General features: G+C 49.5%; 14 protein-coding genes. 6 read left to right on the top strand and 8 right to left on the bottom strand.

What is annotated here, in order from left to right; translation table 11 throughout:
* Positions 1-13 precede the first annotated feature (13 nt).
* The 4 genes from glnG to glnA form a co-directional block, all read right to left on the bottom strand.
* A complete protein-coding gene (gene glnG / locus BLW68_RS08625; protein WP_092792353.1) occupies positions 14-1,423 on the bottom strand; it encodes a nitrogen regulation protein NR(I) in 1,410 nt (469 codons plus the stop codon).
* 4 nt (positions 1,424-1,427) lie between these two features.
* Positions 1,428-2,504, bottom strand: a complete 1,077-nt coding sequence (gene glnL / locus BLW68_RS08620) for a nitrogen regulation protein NR(II) (protein ID WP_245728301.1) — start codon at positions 2,502-2,504, stop codon at positions 1,428-1,430.
* 78 nt (positions 2,505-2,582) lie between these two features.
* On the bottom strand, positions 2,583-3,101 hold the full coding sequence (locus BLW68_RS08615; RefSeq protein WP_092792351.1) for a DUF4124 domain-containing protein: 519 nt from the start codon (positions 3,099-3,101) through the stop codon (positions 2,583-2,585).
* A 121-nt stretch (positions 3,102-3,222) separates the two neighbouring features.
* Positions 3,223-4,632, bottom strand: coding sequence for a glutamate--ammonia ligase (gene glnA / locus BLW68_RS08610; protein WP_092792349.1), 1,410 nt, complete (start codon positions 4,630-4,632; stop codon positions 3,223-3,225).
* A 347-nt stretch (positions 4,633-4,979) separates the two neighbouring features.
* On the opposite strand from glnA, the gene typA reads away from it, so the two are divergent.
* The 6 genes from typA to BLW68_RS08580 all read left to right on the top strand — a co-directional run bounded on the left by typA (position 4,980) and on the right by BLW68_RS08580 (position 10,755).
* A complete protein-coding gene (gene typA / locus BLW68_RS08605; RefSeq protein WP_092792347.1) occupies positions 4,980-6,809 on the top strand; it encodes a translational GTPase TypA in 1,830 nt (609 codons plus the stop codon).
* Positions 6,810-6,960: 151 nt separating this feature from the next.
* Positions 6,961-7,860: a virulence factor BrkB family protein gene (locus BLW68_RS08600; protein WP_092792345.1), complete on the top strand. Its 900-nt coding sequence runs from the start codon at positions 6,961-6,963 to the stop codon at positions 7,858-7,860.
* A 1-nt stretch (position 7,861) separates the two neighbouring features.
* Positions 7,862-8,299, top strand: coding sequence for a D-aminoacyl-tRNA deacylase (gene dtd / locus BLW68_RS08595; protein WP_092792343.1), 438 nt, complete (start codon positions 7,862-7,864; stop codon positions 8,297-8,299).
* Between the two features lie 18 nt (positions 8,300-8,317).
* Positions 8,318-9,232, top strand: a complete 915-nt coding sequence (locus tag BLW68_RS08590; protein ID WP_092792341.1) for a bifunctional GNAT family N-acetyltransferase/hotdog fold thioesterase — start codon at positions 8,318-8,320, stop codon at positions 9,230-9,232.
* Positions 9,229-10,029: an NAD(P)H-binding protein gene (locus BLW68_RS08585; protein ID WP_092792338.1), complete on the top strand. Its 801-nt coding sequence runs from the start codon at positions 9,229-9,231 to the stop codon at positions 10,027-10,029. The genes BLW68_RS08590 and BLW68_RS08585 overlap by 4 nt, the downstream gene beginning before the upstream one ends.
* 111 nt (positions 10,030-10,140) lie before the next feature.
* Positions 10,141-10,755, top strand: coding sequence for a restriction endonuclease (locus tag BLW68_RS08580; RefSeq protein WP_092792336.1), 615 nt, complete (start codon positions 10,141-10,143; stop codon positions 10,753-10,755).
* Between the two features lie 287 nt (positions 10,756-11,042).
* On the opposite strand, the gene BLW68_RS08575 is transcribed toward BLW68_RS08580, so the two are convergent.
* From BLW68_RS08575 to hutC, 4 genes are all read right to left on the bottom strand, one after another.
* Positions 11,043-13,073 (bottom strand): methyl-accepting chemotaxis protein, encoded by a 2,031-nt coding sequence (locus tag BLW68_RS08575; RefSeq protein ID WP_092792632.1) that lies wholly within the window; start codon positions 13,071-13,073, stop codon positions 11,043-11,045.
* 157 nt (positions 13,074-13,230) lie between these two features.
* Positions 13,231-14,766: a histidine ammonia-lyase gene (gene hutH / locus BLW68_RS08570; protein WP_092792334.1), complete on the bottom strand. Its 1,536-nt coding sequence runs from the start codon at positions 14,764-14,766 to the stop codon at positions 13,231-13,233.
* Positions 14,767-14,770: 4 nt separating this feature from the next.
* Positions 14,771-16,444 (bottom strand): urocanate hydratase, encoded by a 1,674-nt coding sequence (gene hutU / locus BLW68_RS08565; protein ID WP_092792332.1) that lies wholly within the window; start codon positions 16,442-16,444, stop codon positions 14,771-14,773.
* Positions 16,444-17,172 carry a histidine utilization transcriptional repressor HutC gene (gene hutC / locus BLW68_RS08560; RefSeq protein WP_092792330.1) on the bottom strand — a complete coding sequence of 243 codons (729 nt, stop codon included), beginning with the start codon at positions 17,170-17,172 and terminating at the stop codon, positions 16,444-16,446. Before hutC ends, hutU begins: the two co-directional genes overlap by 1 nt.
* Positions 17,173-17,270 lie beyond the last annotated feature (98 nt).

Raw genomic sequence — 17,270 nt, 5'->3', positions numbered from 1 at the left:
CCGGCCTTGTTGTTTATTCTATATCCAGCTCTTTAAGTTTACGGGTCAGGGTATTACGGCCCCAGCCCAACCGTTTTGCCGCTTCCTGTTTATGGCCGTGGGTAAACTGCAGTGCCTGTTGCAACACGGTACGCTCAAACTCCGGCCCGGCTTCAGCCAGTATATTCTCTTCGCCGGCACTTAATTTATGGCTGATCCAGCCTGCCAGCAAATCCTGCCAGCTACCACCCTGGCCATTTATCACTGTTGGTGCAGCCTTTTGTGGTGATGTCAGTTCAGGCGGTAAATCGGCCACTACAATATGTTTACCGCTGGCCATCACTGTTAGCCAGCGACAGGTGTTTTCTAGCTGGCGCACGTTACCTGGCCAGTCGAGCTGGCTTAAAAACTGCTCAGCTTCTTTAGTCAGGGTTTTTGCCTCAACATTTAGCTCTTTTGCTGCCTGCAATAAAAAATGCTGAGCCAGTTTGGCGATATCCTGTTTACGCTCTTTTAACTGCGGCAAATGCACTCTAATTACGTTTAGCCGGTGAAATAAGTCTTCGCGGAATTTGCCTTCACCGACCAGATGCTCCAGGTTCTGGTGGGTAGCGGCGATAATGCGCACATCTACACCAATGGCCTGATGGCCGCCAACACGGTAAAATTGGCCATCTGCCAGCACCCGCAGTAAGCGGGTTTGCACATCCAGCGGCATATCGCCGATTTCATCGAGAAATAAAGTGCCGCCATCGGCTTGCTCGAAGCGGCCTTTACGCAAATTATTCGCGCCGGTAAAGGCGCCTTTTTCATGGCCAAACAGCTCTGACTCAATCAGATCTTTTGGTATTGCGGCCATATTCAGCGCAATAAACGGCAATTCGCAGCGTGGGCTGTGCTTGTGCAGAGCCCGTGCAACCAGCTCTTTACCGGTACCAGACTGGCCATTAATTAATACACTGATACTGGAACGTGCCAGCCGGCCAATAGCGCGGAAAACTTCCTGCATTGCCGGCGCTTCGCCAATAATTTCCGGCGACAGAGTAGGGGCTGCGGCCTTATGCTTAGGTTGACGTGCACTGGCGTGTTCCAGAGCGCGGCTGATTAACGCCACTGCATCATTGACATCAAAGGGTTTTGGCAGATATTCAAAAGCGCCGCGTTTAAAGGCGTTAACCGCGCTGTCCAGATCAGAATGCGCGGTCATAATGATCACCGGCAGCTCGGGGGCCAGCTCTTGCAATTTACTCAGTAAAGCCATGCCATCAGTACCAGGCATTCTGATATCAGATACCACTACAGCAGGCTGATCATACTCCAGCCGCTGCAGCATCAAATCGGCTGAGGCATAGCTTTCACATAAAATATCCGCTCGGGCCAGGGCTTTTTCCAGAACCCAGCGGATAGAATTGTCGTCATCAATAATCCACACAGTATGACTCATTAGTTCAATCCTCAGTGTCTGCAATTGGCAGGTATAACGTAAATTCGGTATGGCCGGGCCAGCTGTCACAATCAATCCAGCCGCCATGCTGATGGATCAGGGTTTGGGCAATAGACAAGCCAAGCCCTGTACCACCTGCTTTGCCACTGACCATCGGGTAAAATAAGGTATCTTTAATATCGGCAGGAATACCGGGGCCATTGTCGATAACCCGGATCAGTGCCACCAGCTTATAGCGTTTGCCATGCAGAGTATGTTGGTGCAATACGCGGCTTTGCAGGCAAATTGCCGGTTGCTCGGTTTGCTCCAGGGCTTGCTGGGCGTTACGCACTATGTTTAGCAATGCCTGTTCAATTAACTCCGGGTCAAATGGAAAATCGGGAATACTGGGGTCGTAGTCGCGGCTAAACTGCACTAATGCCGGGTTGTCCATCAGTGCCAGCTGACGCACCTGCTCAATGATCTGATGCAAATTGGCACTTACACGCTGTGCCGGCCGGTAAGGCCCCAATAGCCGGTCTACCAGATTACGCAGCCGGTCGGCCTGCGCAATGATAAGCTGGGTGTACTCTTTTAACTCATCGTTTAACGATTCTTCCAGCAACTGCGCAGCACCGCGCAAACCGCCCAGCGGATTTTTAATTTCGTGGGCCAGGCCACGAATTAATTCCCGCGCTGCCAGATGCTGATGTTGCTGCAGGCTTTCCAGACTAATTTTGCGCTGTTGATCAACCTGGCGAATTTCCAGCAGCAAATGCTCAGCCGGGTTTTCGCAGATAGTGACTGAAATATCCAGCAACAGATGACGGCCATCAGCCAATACAGCCTGTACATCACTGACACCAAAACCCTGTTTACTGCTTAGCGCCCCCATGAAGTGGTTGGCGTTAATATCGCAATGCTGAAATAAATCCGGGAAAAATTGTGCACTAAGGCGCTTTTCGCCCAAACCTAACACCGCACAACATGCGGTATTGAAGTAGCGGATCGTCAGATCGGCGTCCAATAGCATGATTGCCGTTGTCAGTTGTTCGCTGATATGAGCATGTAATTGTTCGGTTGCTATTACTGTATTTGTCACTGCTTCACCTTATGCACCAATTTGGTGCGCTAGTTTAGCAGTGTAATTCAGTTCAGGCTGAATTGCATAGCAGGCGCACTAATTTGGTGAGATTACCGATGTTCTATGTAAATAGAAGGTCGTTACAGGACTTGTTGCAATAAGCTTGCCGCTTTGATCAAAAAGTTCCATCTGCAATTTGTGCTCGCCGCGGTGTACATCGCGCAGAATAAATACTGCATTATTTTGCGGCTCACCCTGTGGTTTACCGTCCAATAACAAGCGTACCCGCAAACCGCGTTCAAACATCGGGCTTATTTTGCCGGATACATAAACAGAGCCGGTATTATCACGCACTGTGCCTTGCTCTTCAGGTTGCACAATCTCAACTTTAAAAGGTTCTGCGGCAGGTGCTTTGCGGACGGGTAGGGTTGGGTCTGTTGCGGCCATAATATTGGCCCTGCTCGATAGCGTCAGCTCTTCTGCGCCGGGTTGTGGGCTGTCAGAAAATACCAGCACGCCATTGGCGTCGCGTGTGACAAATACTTTTTTGTTTTCCTGCGCTGGCAAAGGTGTTGTACAAAGCAACATTATTAAAATAAACAATACTTTATTCATATACTTTGCAGCTTCCGTTTTATTTTATTGTTGTTACTCCATCAGGTTACTCTAGCTTGCTTCGGTTTAATTTTCTACAAAAAAAAAGCTCACCGAAGTGAGCTTTTAATCAGATTGTCATTTAAACACTGTAATACAGTTCAAATTCCAATGGGTGCACGGCTACAGCCACTTTACGGGCTTCAGCACGTTTAATGTCGATATAGGCATCGATCATCGCATCAGACATTACGCCGCCTTTAGTGAAAATAGCGCGGTGTTTATCCAGCTCGTTCAGCGATTCTTCTAAAGAAGCCGATACCTGTGGAATATTGGCCGCTTCTTCTGCCGGTAAATCATACAAGTCTTTATCCATTGCATCGCCTGGGTGGATCTTGTTCTGGATACCGTCTAAACCAGCCATTAGCTGAGCAACAAAAGCCAGGTACGGGTTAGCTGCCGGATCCGGGAAGCGACATTCAATACGACGCGCTTTGGCACTTGGTACCAGTGGAATACGGATAGACGCTGAGCGGTTACGTGCAGAGTAAGCCAGCATTACCGGTGCTTCATAATGTGGCACTAAACGCTTGTACGAGTTAGTAGACGGGTTGGTAAAAGCGTTAATCGCTTTAGCATGTTTGATAATACCGCCAATATAATACAAAGCCAGTTCTGACAGGCCGGCATACTTATCGCCGGCAAACAGGTTTACGCCGTCTTTCGCCAGAGACTGGTGGCAGTGCATGCCTGAACCGTTGTCACCTACTAATGGCTTCGGCATAAAGGTTACGGTTTTGCCATACAGGTGCGCTACGTTATGAATAACGTATTTAAGTTGCTGAACTTCATCCGCTTTCTTGGTCAGGCTATTGAACTTGGTAGCAATTTCGTTCTGGCCGGCAGTAGCAACTTCGTGGTGGTGGGCTTCAACGGTTTGACCCATTTCTTCCAGCACCATACACATGGCGCTACGGATATCGTGGCCTGAATCTACCGGTGGCAGAGGGAAGTAACCGCCTTTTACGCCAGGACGGTGGCCTTTGTTGCCATCTTCATAGCTGGTGCCTGAGTTCCATGCTGCTTCAGTGGAGTTAATTTTAAAGAAAGAACCTGACATCGTGGTTTCAAAACGGATGTCGTCAAACATAAAGAATTCTGGTTCTGGCCCAAACAGCACGGTGTCGGCAATACCGGTAGACTTCAGATACTCTTCAGCGCGCTTGGCAATTGAGCGCGGGTCACGGTCGTAACCTTGCATAGTGCTGGGTTCGATAACGTCACAGGTAATATTTAGTGTGGTTTCTTCAAAGAACGGGTCCAGTACTGCGGTAGATGCATCTGGCATCAGGATCATGTCTGAGTCGTTAATACCTTTCCAGCCAGCAATAGAAGAACCGTCAAACATCTTGCCGTCTTCAAAGAAGTCTTCGGTGATCTGATTAACCGGAACTGTCACGTGCTGTTCTTTACCTTTGGTGTCGGTAAAACGTAAATCTACAAACTTCACTTCATTTTCTTTAATTAAACTCAGTACAGATGATGCAGACATGCATTCCTCCAATTAATCTGTTTTGAACTGATTTAGCGGTGTTGCTCCATTAAATGCCAGATATATGCCAAACATTTAAGTTGTTGATATTTATCTGTATTGATGGCCGGTGTAGCGCCTTAATAATCAGTGTTGCACCACTATGGTGCCTTGCTGCATTTTTATGGTGCGCCTGTGGCAGGCTTAAGTCTAGTTGCTGTTGGGGCCTGCGAGAAAAAAAATTGCTTAAACTGCAGTTGCTGTTTTTATTTCCATGCAAAAACAGAGTAGAATGTGCGCCCTTTCGTTTCAGTTAGTTTTGCCTGGTGGTCATTACGGTCATCTAGTGCCACAGAGGATATATTTACATGAGCGTTACCGCGACATACTTAGACAAGCTGCGCAATGTTGCCATTATTGCGCACGTTGACCATGGTAAAACCACTTTGGTTGACAAACTGCTACAGCAGTCTGGCACCTTCGACGCCCGCGCCAAGTTACAGGAGCGCGTAATGGATTCGAATGCGCAGGAATCTGAGCGCGGTATAACTATCCTGGCAAAAAACACTTCGGTGCGCTGGAACGGTTACCACATTAACATTCTTGATACGCCAGGCCACGCCGACTTCGGTGGTGAAGTAGAGCGCGTACTGTCAATGGCAGACTCAGTATTGCTGTTGGTTGATGCCGTTGACGGCCCGATGCCACAAACGCGCTTTGTAACGCAAAAAGCGTTTTCACACGGTTTAAAGCCAATTGTTGTAGTAAACAAAATTGACCGTCCGGGTGCACGTCCGGATTGGGTTATCGACCAGGTGTTTGACCTGTTCGATAACTTAGGTGCTACTGACGAGCAGTTAGATTTCCCTATTGTTTACGCTTCAGCGTTAAACGGCTGGGCGACTTTAGATCATAACGTGCCAAAAACCGATATTACCGATTTATTCGAAGCTATCGTTAAACATGTAGCACCGCCAGCTGTTGAGCTAAACGGCGAAACCCAGCTACAGGTATCACAGCTGGATTACTCCAGTTATCTGGGCATTATTGGTATCGGCCGGATTAAGCGCGGTACATTAAAACCAAACCAGCAGGTTACTGTTGTTGGTGCTGATGGCACTAAACGTAACGGTAAAGTGGGCCAGGTATTTGGTTATTTAGGTTTAGAGCGGGTCGAAACTACCGAAGCCAACGCCGGCGATATCGTTGCCTTTACCGGCCTGGGTGAGCTGAAAATTTCTGACACTATCTGTGCCACTACTAAAGTAGAAGCCTTACCGGCACTGCAGGTCGATGAACCTACCGTTACCATGACATTCCAGGTAAATACTTCACCTTTCGCGGGTAAAGAAGGTAAGTTTGTTACTTCACGCCAGATTTTAGAGCGTTTAACTAACGAGCTGAAACATAACGTAGCTCTGCGAGTTGAAGAAACAGAAGACGGCGATAAATTCAAAGTATCCGGCCGTGGTGAATTGCACCTGGGCGTGTTAATTGAAAATATGCGCCGCGAAGGTTTCGAATTAGCGGTATCACGTCCTGAAGTTATCATGAAAGTGGTTGACGGCGTGAAGATGGAACCAATGGAAAATGTTACCATCGACTGTGAAGAGCAGAACCAGGGCTCTATTATGGAACGTATGGGCGAGCGTAAAGCTGAAATGACCAATATGCAGCCAGATGGTAAAGGCCGGATCCGCATGGATTTCTTAATGCCAAGCCGTGGTTTGATTGGTTTCCGTACTGAGTTTATGACTATAACGTCAGGCACAGGCCTGATGTACCATAGCTTTGATCACTACGGCGAGCATAAAGGCGGTACTATCGGCCAGCGCACCAACGGTGTAATGATCTCTAACGCCATGGGTAAAGCTGCCGGTTATGCCATTTTCTCGTTGCAGGAGCGTGGCCGTATGTTTATTGGTCATGCTGAAGAAGTGTACGAAGGCCAGGTTATCGGTATTCACAGCCGCAGTAATGATTTAACTGTGAACTGTTTGAAAGGTAAGCAATTAACTAACGTGCGCGCTTCCGGTACCGACGAAGCAATTAATCTTGTGCCACCAGTGCGTTATACCCTGGAACAGGCGCTGGAATTTATTGACGACGATGAACTGGTAGAAGTCACACCTAAGTCGATCCGGATCCGTAAGCGTCACCTGACAGAAAACGATCGTAAACGCGCCAGCCGCGGTTAATACCCACCGGAAAGAGTATAAAAGGCCAGCATGATGCTGGCCTTTTTGCTGGGTTATTTTTAGCACTCAGAGGGTTAGGTTGTTGCCAAGCTGGTTGAGCCACTGCTTTTCTTGTATCCTCTGATAGTATTCTATGTGATTTGGAGGCGTTATGTTGCCTGAGTGGCAATCCTATCTAAAAACTGCTGTGCGCTTTATTAAACTCTATATCCAGCGCTGCCAGCAGGATCAAATTGGTATGATTGGCGGTTATCTGGCTTATATCTCGCTGCTGTCTGTGGTGCCTTTAATTGCCGTAATGTTTTCCATGCTAAGCGCTTTTCCGATGTTTGGAGAGTTTCGTCAGGCGATTGAGGCTTTTGTTTACGCTAATGTTATTCCTTCACGTGGGGAAGAAATTCAAACCTACATTAACCAGTTTATCGGCAATACCGGCGGTATGACGGCAATAGGTATTGCGGTACTGGTGTTTGTTGCGTTGCTGCTTATTTATAACATTGATAAAACACTGAATAAAATCTGGCGGGTAACCAAAAGGCCAAGGCCGGTTATCTCGTTTTCTATTTACTGGATGATCCTGACACTAGGCCCCATTCTGTTTGGCTCATCCATCGCGGTAACCTCTTATCTGGTCAGGCTAACCCGCCTCGCTGAAGATTACACTCCTGGGTTATCTACCCTGTTATTAGGTGTGGTGCCGTATCTGATGTCTTTACTGGCTTTTTTTCTGTTATATCTGGTGGTGCCTAATATTAAAGTGCGTGCCCGGCATGCCTTTTTTGGTGCACTATTGGCGATGCTGCTGTTTGAATTATCTAAACGCGGTTTTGCGGTTTATGTCACGCATTTTCCGGCCTACGACACCCTATATGGTGCACTGGCATTAGTGCCGATAGTCTTTGTCTGGGTGTACCTGTGCTGGTTGGTAGTATTACTGGGGGCTGAAATGACAGCCTTGCTACAGCAAATTGCTGCCGATACTGAAAAAGCCGACGCTGATGATCCGGATCAAATTGACCCGTCGGACGACGCAAGTGAGGCTAAGTTATAAAATGAAAGCGTTGATCCAAAGGGTTACTCAGGCGTCTGTTACCGTTGACGGTGCAGTTATCGGGCAAATTGAGCATGGCCTGTTAGTGCTGCTGGGGGTTGAAGCTGAAGATACGCCGGCAGATATTACCCGCTTGGCGCACAAGGTATGTCACTACCGGGTGTTTTCTGACGACAATGGCAAAATGAACCTGAATGTGCAGCAGGCGGGTGGCAGTTTGCTGGTGGTGTCACAGTTTACGCTGGCAGCTGATACCAACTCGGGTTTAAGGCCCAGCTTCACACCAGCGGCAATACCTGACAAAGCCAACCAGTACTACGACACTTTTGTGGCATATTGCCGTTCACTTGGCCTGACCACAGCAACCGGGCAGTTTGCTGCCGACATGCAGGTCAGTCTGGTGAATAACGGCCCGGTTACGTTTTTATTGCAAAGCTAATTTTTCGGAGTTGTATCTATGCGGCATTGGCACTTGCGCTCGCCCGCCACCCCTGACGAATGGCAACGTTATTATCAGCTACGTTGGCAAATATTACGCGCCCCCTGGCAGCAACCGCCCGGCTCAGAACGCGACGAGCTGGAAGCGCAGGCTTATCATTTGATGCTCTTAACACCAGAGGGCGATATTGCAGCGATTGGGCGTTTGCATCAGCTTGAGCAAGGTGGTGCTCAGGTGCGATATATGGCGGTTGCTACAGAGTATCAGGGCAAAGGCGCAGGTGGCAGAGTATTAGCCGCACTTGAGTTACAGGCAGTAAAATGGGGCTGTGGTTATATCAGATTAAATGCGCGTGATACCGCGTTAGCGTTTTATCAGCGCAATGGTTACCGGCAACTTGGCGCAGCCCCGCAGTTGTATGGTATTGCGCACTTTGTTATGCAAAAGCAGATCCGGCTTGATGGCTCGTCAGAGCAGCATCAGCAGTGGTGTCGCCAGTTAAACGATACCTGGCAGCAGACCATCCCGCTTAGCCAGTATATGCAACTGACTATCGCCAGCTTTGATGGCAATGAAATACGCTGCGAGGCACCGCTGGCGCCAAACATTAACCTGCACCAGACCATGTTTGCCGGCAGTATTTACGCACTGGCAACGTTAACCGGCTGGGGTATGTTGTATCTGCAGTTGCAGGCACTGGGGCTGCGCGGCGATCAGGTACTGGCTGATGCGAGCATTAAGTATCTCAGGCCGGTAGCGGCACAGCCGCAGGCACGCTGTGCATTACAGCACTGTTCCGGCGCTTTGGAGATGTTAGCTGAAGGGCGTAAAGCCGTGCAGCATATTAAAGTGCAGGTGTTTTCGGCAGGTGAACTTGCAGTTGAGTTTACTGGCCGTTATGCCGTTTTACCTGCTAAGGCTGAAGCGGTATGAAGGTAGTTATTATCGGTTGTGGCTGGTTGGGGCAGCAATTGGCTGCCGATTTAATAGCGCAAGGTCATCAGGTTTATGCCAGCCGTCGCTCATCCTCAGCGTTACGGTATTTGCCTGCAGGTGCAACTGGTTTTGTGCTTGATTTAAATGCGTCGGCTGAGCAGAGCAGCCAAACGGCCATGTTGCATGATGCAATAGTCATTTGTGCTATCACCCCGGGCCGGGGCCCGCAACAACACTATATAACCGCATTACAACAGCTTGCCGGGCTGGCAATGCTAGCTGGCAGCCGTCAGTTGATACATTTTAGTTCTACCGGCATATATCAGGGCCTGCAAGGTGAAGTCGATGAAGCTGCACCGCTGCACTTAACCGAGCCCCGGGTTAGTTTATTATGGCAAGGTGAGCAGGCATTGCGGCAATTTCAACCGACATTAACTTTACGTCTTGCCGGGTTAATGGGGCCGGGGCGGCATCCGGGTTGTTTTACTGCCGGTAAAACACTACCAGATGCAACTGCACCGATTAATATGGTGCATTCAGCCGATATCATTGCAGCAGTAAAGCTGTTACTTGCTACCCCTCCTTGTAATGGAGTATTCAATCTCAGTTGCCCGTTAACCATACTGCGGCAGGATTTTTATCAGCAGGCGGCAGTGTCAGCAGGTAAAACACCCGCTATTTTCGCCAGCGAAAGCAGTAAGGGGCGTAGAGTGAATGCCGAAAAGTTTGTCCGGCAGTTTAATTTTTCTTATCGCTTTGCCACAGCTTCTGATGCTTTGGCCTACTGTAGCTGATGCAAAAATCAGCAAGCAGCGACTTTATAATCCATTTATCAACTTCTTGTTAAGAAAAATTTCAGCAGCAGATTGATACTGTAGGCTGTTGCATATGGACTTGAGGTTGATATGAAAAATAAATGGCTACTTATCTCGTCTGTCAGTACCGGCCTTGGCATTATTGCTGGTGCTGTTTATTTGTTCTTTGCTGAACATTCTCTGCTGCTAAGTGACAACCAATGGGTGTTATCAGCTTTCTGGTCAGCGTTTATGCTGTGGACCTTTGTGCTGATGTTTATGGTGGCATTATTCTTTAATGTATTGGCCTTTTTTGAATTGGATGAGCAGCATAAGTTGCTGGGGCTGGCGCGCCCGATAAAAGCGTTTTTATCTTCGGCGGACAAACAGCAGCAATTTATGCAGGAAGCTGAGCGCTTTTTAGCACGCCAGGGTAAGCTTATACATTCCAACCGTGTTAGCCCTGACTACAAGTGTTTGCAAGGCGAGAGTGAAAAGCTGGTTTACATACAGCAGAAGAACCAGTCAGTTGATATTTCCCAGATCCGGGCGCTGTTTCAACAGATGCTGGCGGCTGATTTCAGCAGCGGTGTTGTAGTGAGCTACGCCGGTTTTAGTAATCAGGCCTGGATCTTTGCTCATGAAGCCAATATTGAGCTAATTGATGCGAAAAGCTTGAAAAAGCAACAAAAAAGACAGCGTGAGCAACAATTTGCGATAGTTTAGTAGCAATATCATGTTTTCATCGGGTTTTTTGTTGCTGTTTTGGCACTATGAATAGTGAATGGAATCGAAAGAAAAACAAAAGGACACAAAGATACTTCCTGCCTGGCTGGACATTGTCCAGCCCTTTTCTTAGCTCAGGATAAGCAATAAAGCGGCAGGATGCCGCTGTGTTACAAAGCGCTCTTACACACCGCATTGCATAATCGCAGCGTTATACAATCACCGTATTACACAAGCATCTTATCAAGCAAATTCCGCCACAACTTAAAAGTGCTGTAGTCAAATCGTCAGGATATTTTAAACGCACTGGCAGCTTGCTGCAGTTCTACTGCCAGTTCAGATACGCCATCGCTGTGCTGTAAAGTCCGGCTGGCTTTTTCACCACTGATATGGGCAATATTGACCATCTGCTGCATATTTTTATCTATGGCCTGGCCCAGGTTCAGTTGCATTTCAGTCGCTGCCGTTACCTGGTTGCTGATGTCCTGCGTTTGGGCTATCGCCTGATTCACCAGTACAAGTGACGACACCAGCTCCAGCGTTTGTGCCACACAGCTGTCGGCATCTGCTTTACCGTTGGTAATGGCGAGCACTGCCTGTTTACTTTGCTGTTGCAGTGTTTCGATCATTTGGCGGATTTCATCAGTGGCCTGCTGGGTGCGTCCGGCTAAAGAGCGCACTTCATCGGCCACTACAGCAAAACCGCGGCCTTGCTCTCCGGCCCTTGCTGCTTCAATCGCTGCGTTTAATGCCAGCAAGTTAGTTTGTTCTGCAATACCGCGAATAGTAGCCAAAATACCGCCGATGTTATTGGCTTCATCATTTACTTTACTCATTACTGCGCTGGTTGCTGTCAGCTGATCAGCCAGATGATTGATAAGTTTATTATTCTGACCGGCAATTAAGTCTATCTGCTCTCCCTGTTGCAAAGCTTGTTGCATTGCCGCCGTAGTTTCAGCCGATTGCAGGGCAATATCGCGGGTGCTGTCTGCCAGTTGCCGGGTCACATCATTTACCAGCGCAATCTGGCGCTGCTGTTGGTGCAGAGAGTCGTTAATTTCACCTACTTCCTTCGCTGACTGGCTGGCGTTTAAATTCAGCTCTGTTGCATTATTCTGAATATTGGTGATCAGCGCGCTAAGTGCATTAATCAGACTATTTACTTTAGCCGCCAGAGCACCAAATTCGTCCTGGTTGGTAATGTGCAGCTTGCGGGTTAAGTCGCCTTTGGCAATGTCGCCCAACACCTTATTAATGTCAGCCAGCGGGCGTAGCATCGCATTAATCGTCAGATAGGCTGCAGCGACAGCCAGTAGTATCAGCACTAACATCAGGCTAAGTGTACGGGTATTACCGGAGCTGACAGAATCAGACACATTCTGTTGTAAAGTACTGAACTGGGTATCGGCAGCAGAGAGTAAATTATCCAGCGCAACGATAACCTGCTCAACCCGCTGTTCCGACAGATTCAGTTGCACACGAGCGGCTTGCTGCGCGCTAACCTGTTGCAATTTAAGGCTGGCCAGGCTGTTTGAGGCTTCCAGTTTGGTCGTCAGTTGTGCCAGTTGTTCAGTAGTACTTTGCCATAAACCGTCGGTGTCGAGCTTATCCAAAATATTAGCCAGATAGTCGATATTGACCTGCATATCACTCAGCGTAAAACTGATGCTTTCCTGGCCGGTTTCTGCCGAAGCCAGGTCGTTGTAAGCAGCTACTTCTTTTAGTGTATTCAACAAGCCCAGTAATTGGCCGTCAATGCGGTTTGCACTGCCGGCTATCAGCTCATTTTGTTGCCTGCCACCACGCAATTCAAGATAAGAGATATCCAGCAGGTTGGCGCCTATGTTGTCAATCAGTTGCTCCAACTCTGTCAGCTCGGTCTGCACCTGGCGTTGCATAGCAATACTTTGCAGCCTGGCGTTAAACATTGTATCAACCGCGGCGGCATATTGTTGGTAGCGGTTGTCGATATCAATCAGGGTTTGCGTAAAAGCAGGTTCAGTGTTGGTTAGTGTGGCTAAGGCTGCTAATTGTGTGCGCAGTGTTTGGCTGCCACTGTTAAACAGTTGCTGATATCGGCTAATTTCGTTGTCTTGTTCGGCTGTAAAACCCAAAGCAGACAACTTAGCCAGCTTTAACAGCTGAATTTGTGCTGCGTTACTTTGTTGTTGTACGGGCACCGCAAGGGTATTAACTCTATCGCTGGACTGAGTAATTGCTGCAAAGCTTTGCAATGCAGAGCCGCTGGACAATAACAACAGCAAAGCGATAAAGCCAAAGCCAATAATAACTTTATGGGCAACTTTTAATGATGTCACTGAAGCAAACTCCACGCCGTTGCTGTGCCTTAACCATAGACACTAGCCGTCTGGTAAACAACCTGAAGTTAACAAAGAAACGAAAACTGGTCCAGCCAGTAAAAAGGTACATGAACGAAAAGAGGGCGGCAGCACCAAAATGGTGCTGCCGTATCACTCAGAAGCTACATAACAGGTGTTGCGGTAATAGAGTATTTAACTGACGCTGGCGCAGTAAGTTGGCGCTTTGTTCAATATCCGGCGCAAAGTAGCGATCTTCACCGTAAAAACTTACCTGTTCGCGCAGGTAGTGTTTGGCTTGCTCGATAGCCGGGGTCGATTTTAGTGGCGCGCGAAAATCCAGGCCCTGGGCTGCAGCCAGATATTCTACTGCTAATACACCAACGGTATTTTCTGCCATATCGGCTAAACGCCTTGCGGCAAAAGTGGCCATCGACACATGGTCTTCCTGGTTGGCTGACGTCGGCAGGCTGTCTACCGAGGCCGGATGCGCCAGGCTTTTGTTTTCCGATGCCAGTGCCGCTGCGGTTACCTGAGCAATCATAAAGCCGCTGTTTACGCCGCCGTTAGGCACTAAAAACGCCGGCAACTTGCTTAACGTTGCGTCGATTAACAGCGCCATGCGTCGCTCAGATATAGCGCCGATTTCGGCAATGGCCAACGCCAGGTTATCTGCCGCCATAGCGACAGGCTCGGCATGAAAGTTACCGCCGGATAAAATATCGTTGTCATCGGCAAACACCAGCGGGTTGTCGGTAACGCCGTTAGCTTCTACCGCTAACACTTCTGCCGCCTGACGGATCTGCGTTAAACAGGCGCCCATAACCTGTGGCTGGCAGCGCAAGCTGTACGGGTCTTGTACTTTTTCACAGTTATGATGTGCCTCGCCAATTTCTGAGGTCGCACCCAGCAGATGGCGGTAAATGGTAGCAGCATCAATCTGGCCACGCTGACCGCGGGCCTGATGAATGCGGTCGTCAAACGGCGAGCGGCTACCCATGGCGGCCTCTACACTCATAGCACCGATAACGCTACCTGCAGCGAATAAGTCTTCTGCTTTAAATAAGCCTTCCAGTGCCAGCGCGGTAGATGCCTGGGTGCCGTTAAGCAGCGCTAAACCTTCTTTTGCTGCTAAGGTTACCGGCTCCAACCCGGCAAAGCCTAAGCCTTCGCGGGCATCATAAATCTGGCCCTTGTAACTGACTTCGCCTTCGCCAATCAGCGGCAACACCATATGTGACAGCGGCGCTAAATCGCCGGATGCACCCACTGAGCCTTTTTTCGGAATGCAGGGGTAAACTTCAGCGTTCACCAGTTTAATCAGCGCTTCAATCACAGACAGCCGAATACCGGAAAAGCCGCGCGCCAGCGAGTTAATTTTCAGCACCATTAATAAGCGCACTGTGCTGTCATCCATAATGTCGCCAAAGCCGGCAGCGTGGGATAGCACGATAGAGCGTTGCAACAACTCCAGCTCTTCGTTTTTAATCCGTGTATTGGCCAGCAAGCCAAAACCGGTATTAATGCCATACACCACGCGGTTTTGTTTAATAATATCAGCGACACAGGCTGCCGATTTTTCAATACCGGCTATGGCAGAGTTGTCGAGGCTCAGTTCAACCGGGCCCTGTTGTACCTGACGTAATTGTGCCAGTGTCAGCGTGCCCGGCACTAAATTCAGTTTAAAGCTCATGTTGTTACTCCGTTACCATAGGTAAATCAAGGCCCTGTGTTTTGGCACAGTGGCTTGCAATGTTATAACCGGCATCAGCGTGGCGCATAACGCCGGTGCCCGGGTCGTTCCATAATACGCGGCCCAGGCGCGCGGCTGCCGCGTCGGTGCCATCGGCCACTATCACCACACCGCTGTGCTGGCTGTAACCCATACCTACGCCACCGCCATGATGCAGTGATACCCAGGTAGCGCCACCGGCAGTGTTAAGCAGCGCATTTAATAATGGCCAGTCAGATACCGCGTCAGAGCCATCGAGCATGGCTTCGGTTTCGCGGTTCGGGCTGGCAACAGAGCCGGAGTCGAGGTGATCACGGCCAATGACAACCGGCGCGCTTAACTCGCCGTTTTTGACCATTTCGTTAAAGGCCAGCGCGATACGGGCGCGATCTTTTAAACCAATCCAGCAAATGCGCGCCGGTAAGCCCTGAAACTGAATGCGCTCGCGCGCCATATCCAGCCAGTTATGCAGGTGCGGGTTATCCGGAATCAGCTCTTTTACTTTGGCATCGGTTTTATAGATATCTTCGGCATCGCCCGACAGAGCGACCCAGCGAAACGGCCCTATGCCTTCGCAGAACAGTGGCCGGATATAAGCCGGTACAAAACCCGGGAAATCAAAAGCATTAGCCACGCCTTCGTCTTTGGCCATTTGGCGGATATTGTTGCCGTAATCGGTGGCGACGGCGCCACGTTGCTGCATGGTTAATATCGCCTGTACCTGCACCGCCATCGACTGTTTAGCGGCTTTAACGACGCCCTCTTCGTCGGTTTTACGCTGCTCCGCCGCTTTTTCCATGCTCCAACCCTGAGGCAGGTAGCCGTTTAACGGGTCGTGGGCAGACGTTTGGTCGGTTACTACATCCGGTGTAATACCGCGCGCGACTAACTCAGCAAACACATCAGCCGCATTGGCCAACAGGCCGATAGAGGTGGGCTTACCTTCCGCTTTAGCCGCTGCCAGCATCGCCAGCGCTTCATCCAGTGAGCGGGCCTTTTTATCCAGATAACGGGTTTTTAAGCGAAAATCGATACGGCTTTCATCCACTTCACAGGCCAGCATATGAAAACCGGCCATAGTCGCCGCCAATGGCTGAGCGCCGCCCATGCCACCTAAACCACCGGTTAATACCCATTTACCGGCTGCCTGGCCGTTAAAGTGTTGTTTGGCAATGGCGACAAAGGTTTCATAGGTGCCTTGCACTATGCCCTGGGTGCCGATATAGATCCACGAACCGGCCGTCATCTGGCCGTACATCATCAGGCCTTTGCGATCCAGCTCGTTAAAGTGCTGCCAGTTGGCCCAGGCCGGTACCAGGTTAGAGTTAGCAATAAGTACCCGGGGCGCGTCGGGGTGGGTCGGGAATACGCCAACCGGTTTACCGCTTTGTACCAACAACGTTTGGTTATCTTCCAGCCGGTTTAACACTTCAACAATTTTGTCGTAGCACTGCCAGTTGCGCGCTGCACGGCCAATACCGCCGTATACCACTAAGGCTTGCGGGTGCTCGGCTACTTCCGGGTCAAGGTTATTCATTAACATGCGCTTGGCAGCTTCTGTCTGCCAGCTTTTAGCGGTGATCTTGCTGCCGCGGTCAGCACGGATCACCCGGCTGTTATCAATACGTGGGTCTGTCATCAGATAGTCTCTCTGCTGCTGGGTAAAGAAAAGTTCAGATGGCCGCCTAAACGATAGCGGCTACCCGGTGAGGTTAAATACGCCAGGCTGACCGCGCCTTCACGGCTAAAGGTGCGGCGGGTCAAACGCAGGCAGGGTTCGGCTTTCTTTAGAATTAAATGCTTACAGGTAAAATCGTCTGGCCAGATGGCCTCAACGGTGTGTTCGGCTTCAGTCAGCGGCGCAATAAAACTTAAATACTGATGCGGGGTTTGCTGGTTAAAGTCTTGTTTTACATAGTCTGGTACCAGTTTAGGGCTAACGTAACGCGCTTCTAACTGCAGCGGTTGGTTATTTTCTAAATGCACTATTAAGGAAAAATACACCGGTTCGTTGCGCTTTAATCCCAGCGCGGCGGCAATAATGGTCGGGCAGGGCAGTTCAGTCAGCTGCAATAACCGCGCACTGTAGGCATGGCCGCGGCTGTTAATCTCGTCGGCAATATTGCGGATCTCCAGCAGCGACGATTGCGATTTAAGCGCCGCAACAAAGCTGCCAACCCCCTGAGTGCGGTACAAAATGCCTTGTTCGGTCAGCTCCTGCAGCGCGCGTCTTGCTGTCATCCGGCTAACACTGAACTGTTCGGCCAGCTCGTTTTCTGACGGTACCCGGCTGTGCTCGGGCCAGGCGGCAATTTCAATCTGGCTGAGCATGTACTCTTTAATTTCGGCAAATTTGGCGACAGCCATAACACCCTCCGGTTTTACTAAATAAAAAATAAGCCAATTTGGTTGTATATACAAGTTGTTGGTGTAAAATTATTTCAGACCGACTTACAGGAAGCCCT

It is taken from the genome of Rheinheimera pacifica (genome assembly GCF_900108485.1).
Lineage (GTDB): Bacteria > Pseudomonadota > Gammaproteobacteria > Enterobacterales > Alteromonadaceae > Alishewanella > Alishewanella pacifica.
Note: the sequence above shows the minus strand (reverse complement) of the source record. Positions and strands in the feature narration are given on the sequence as shown.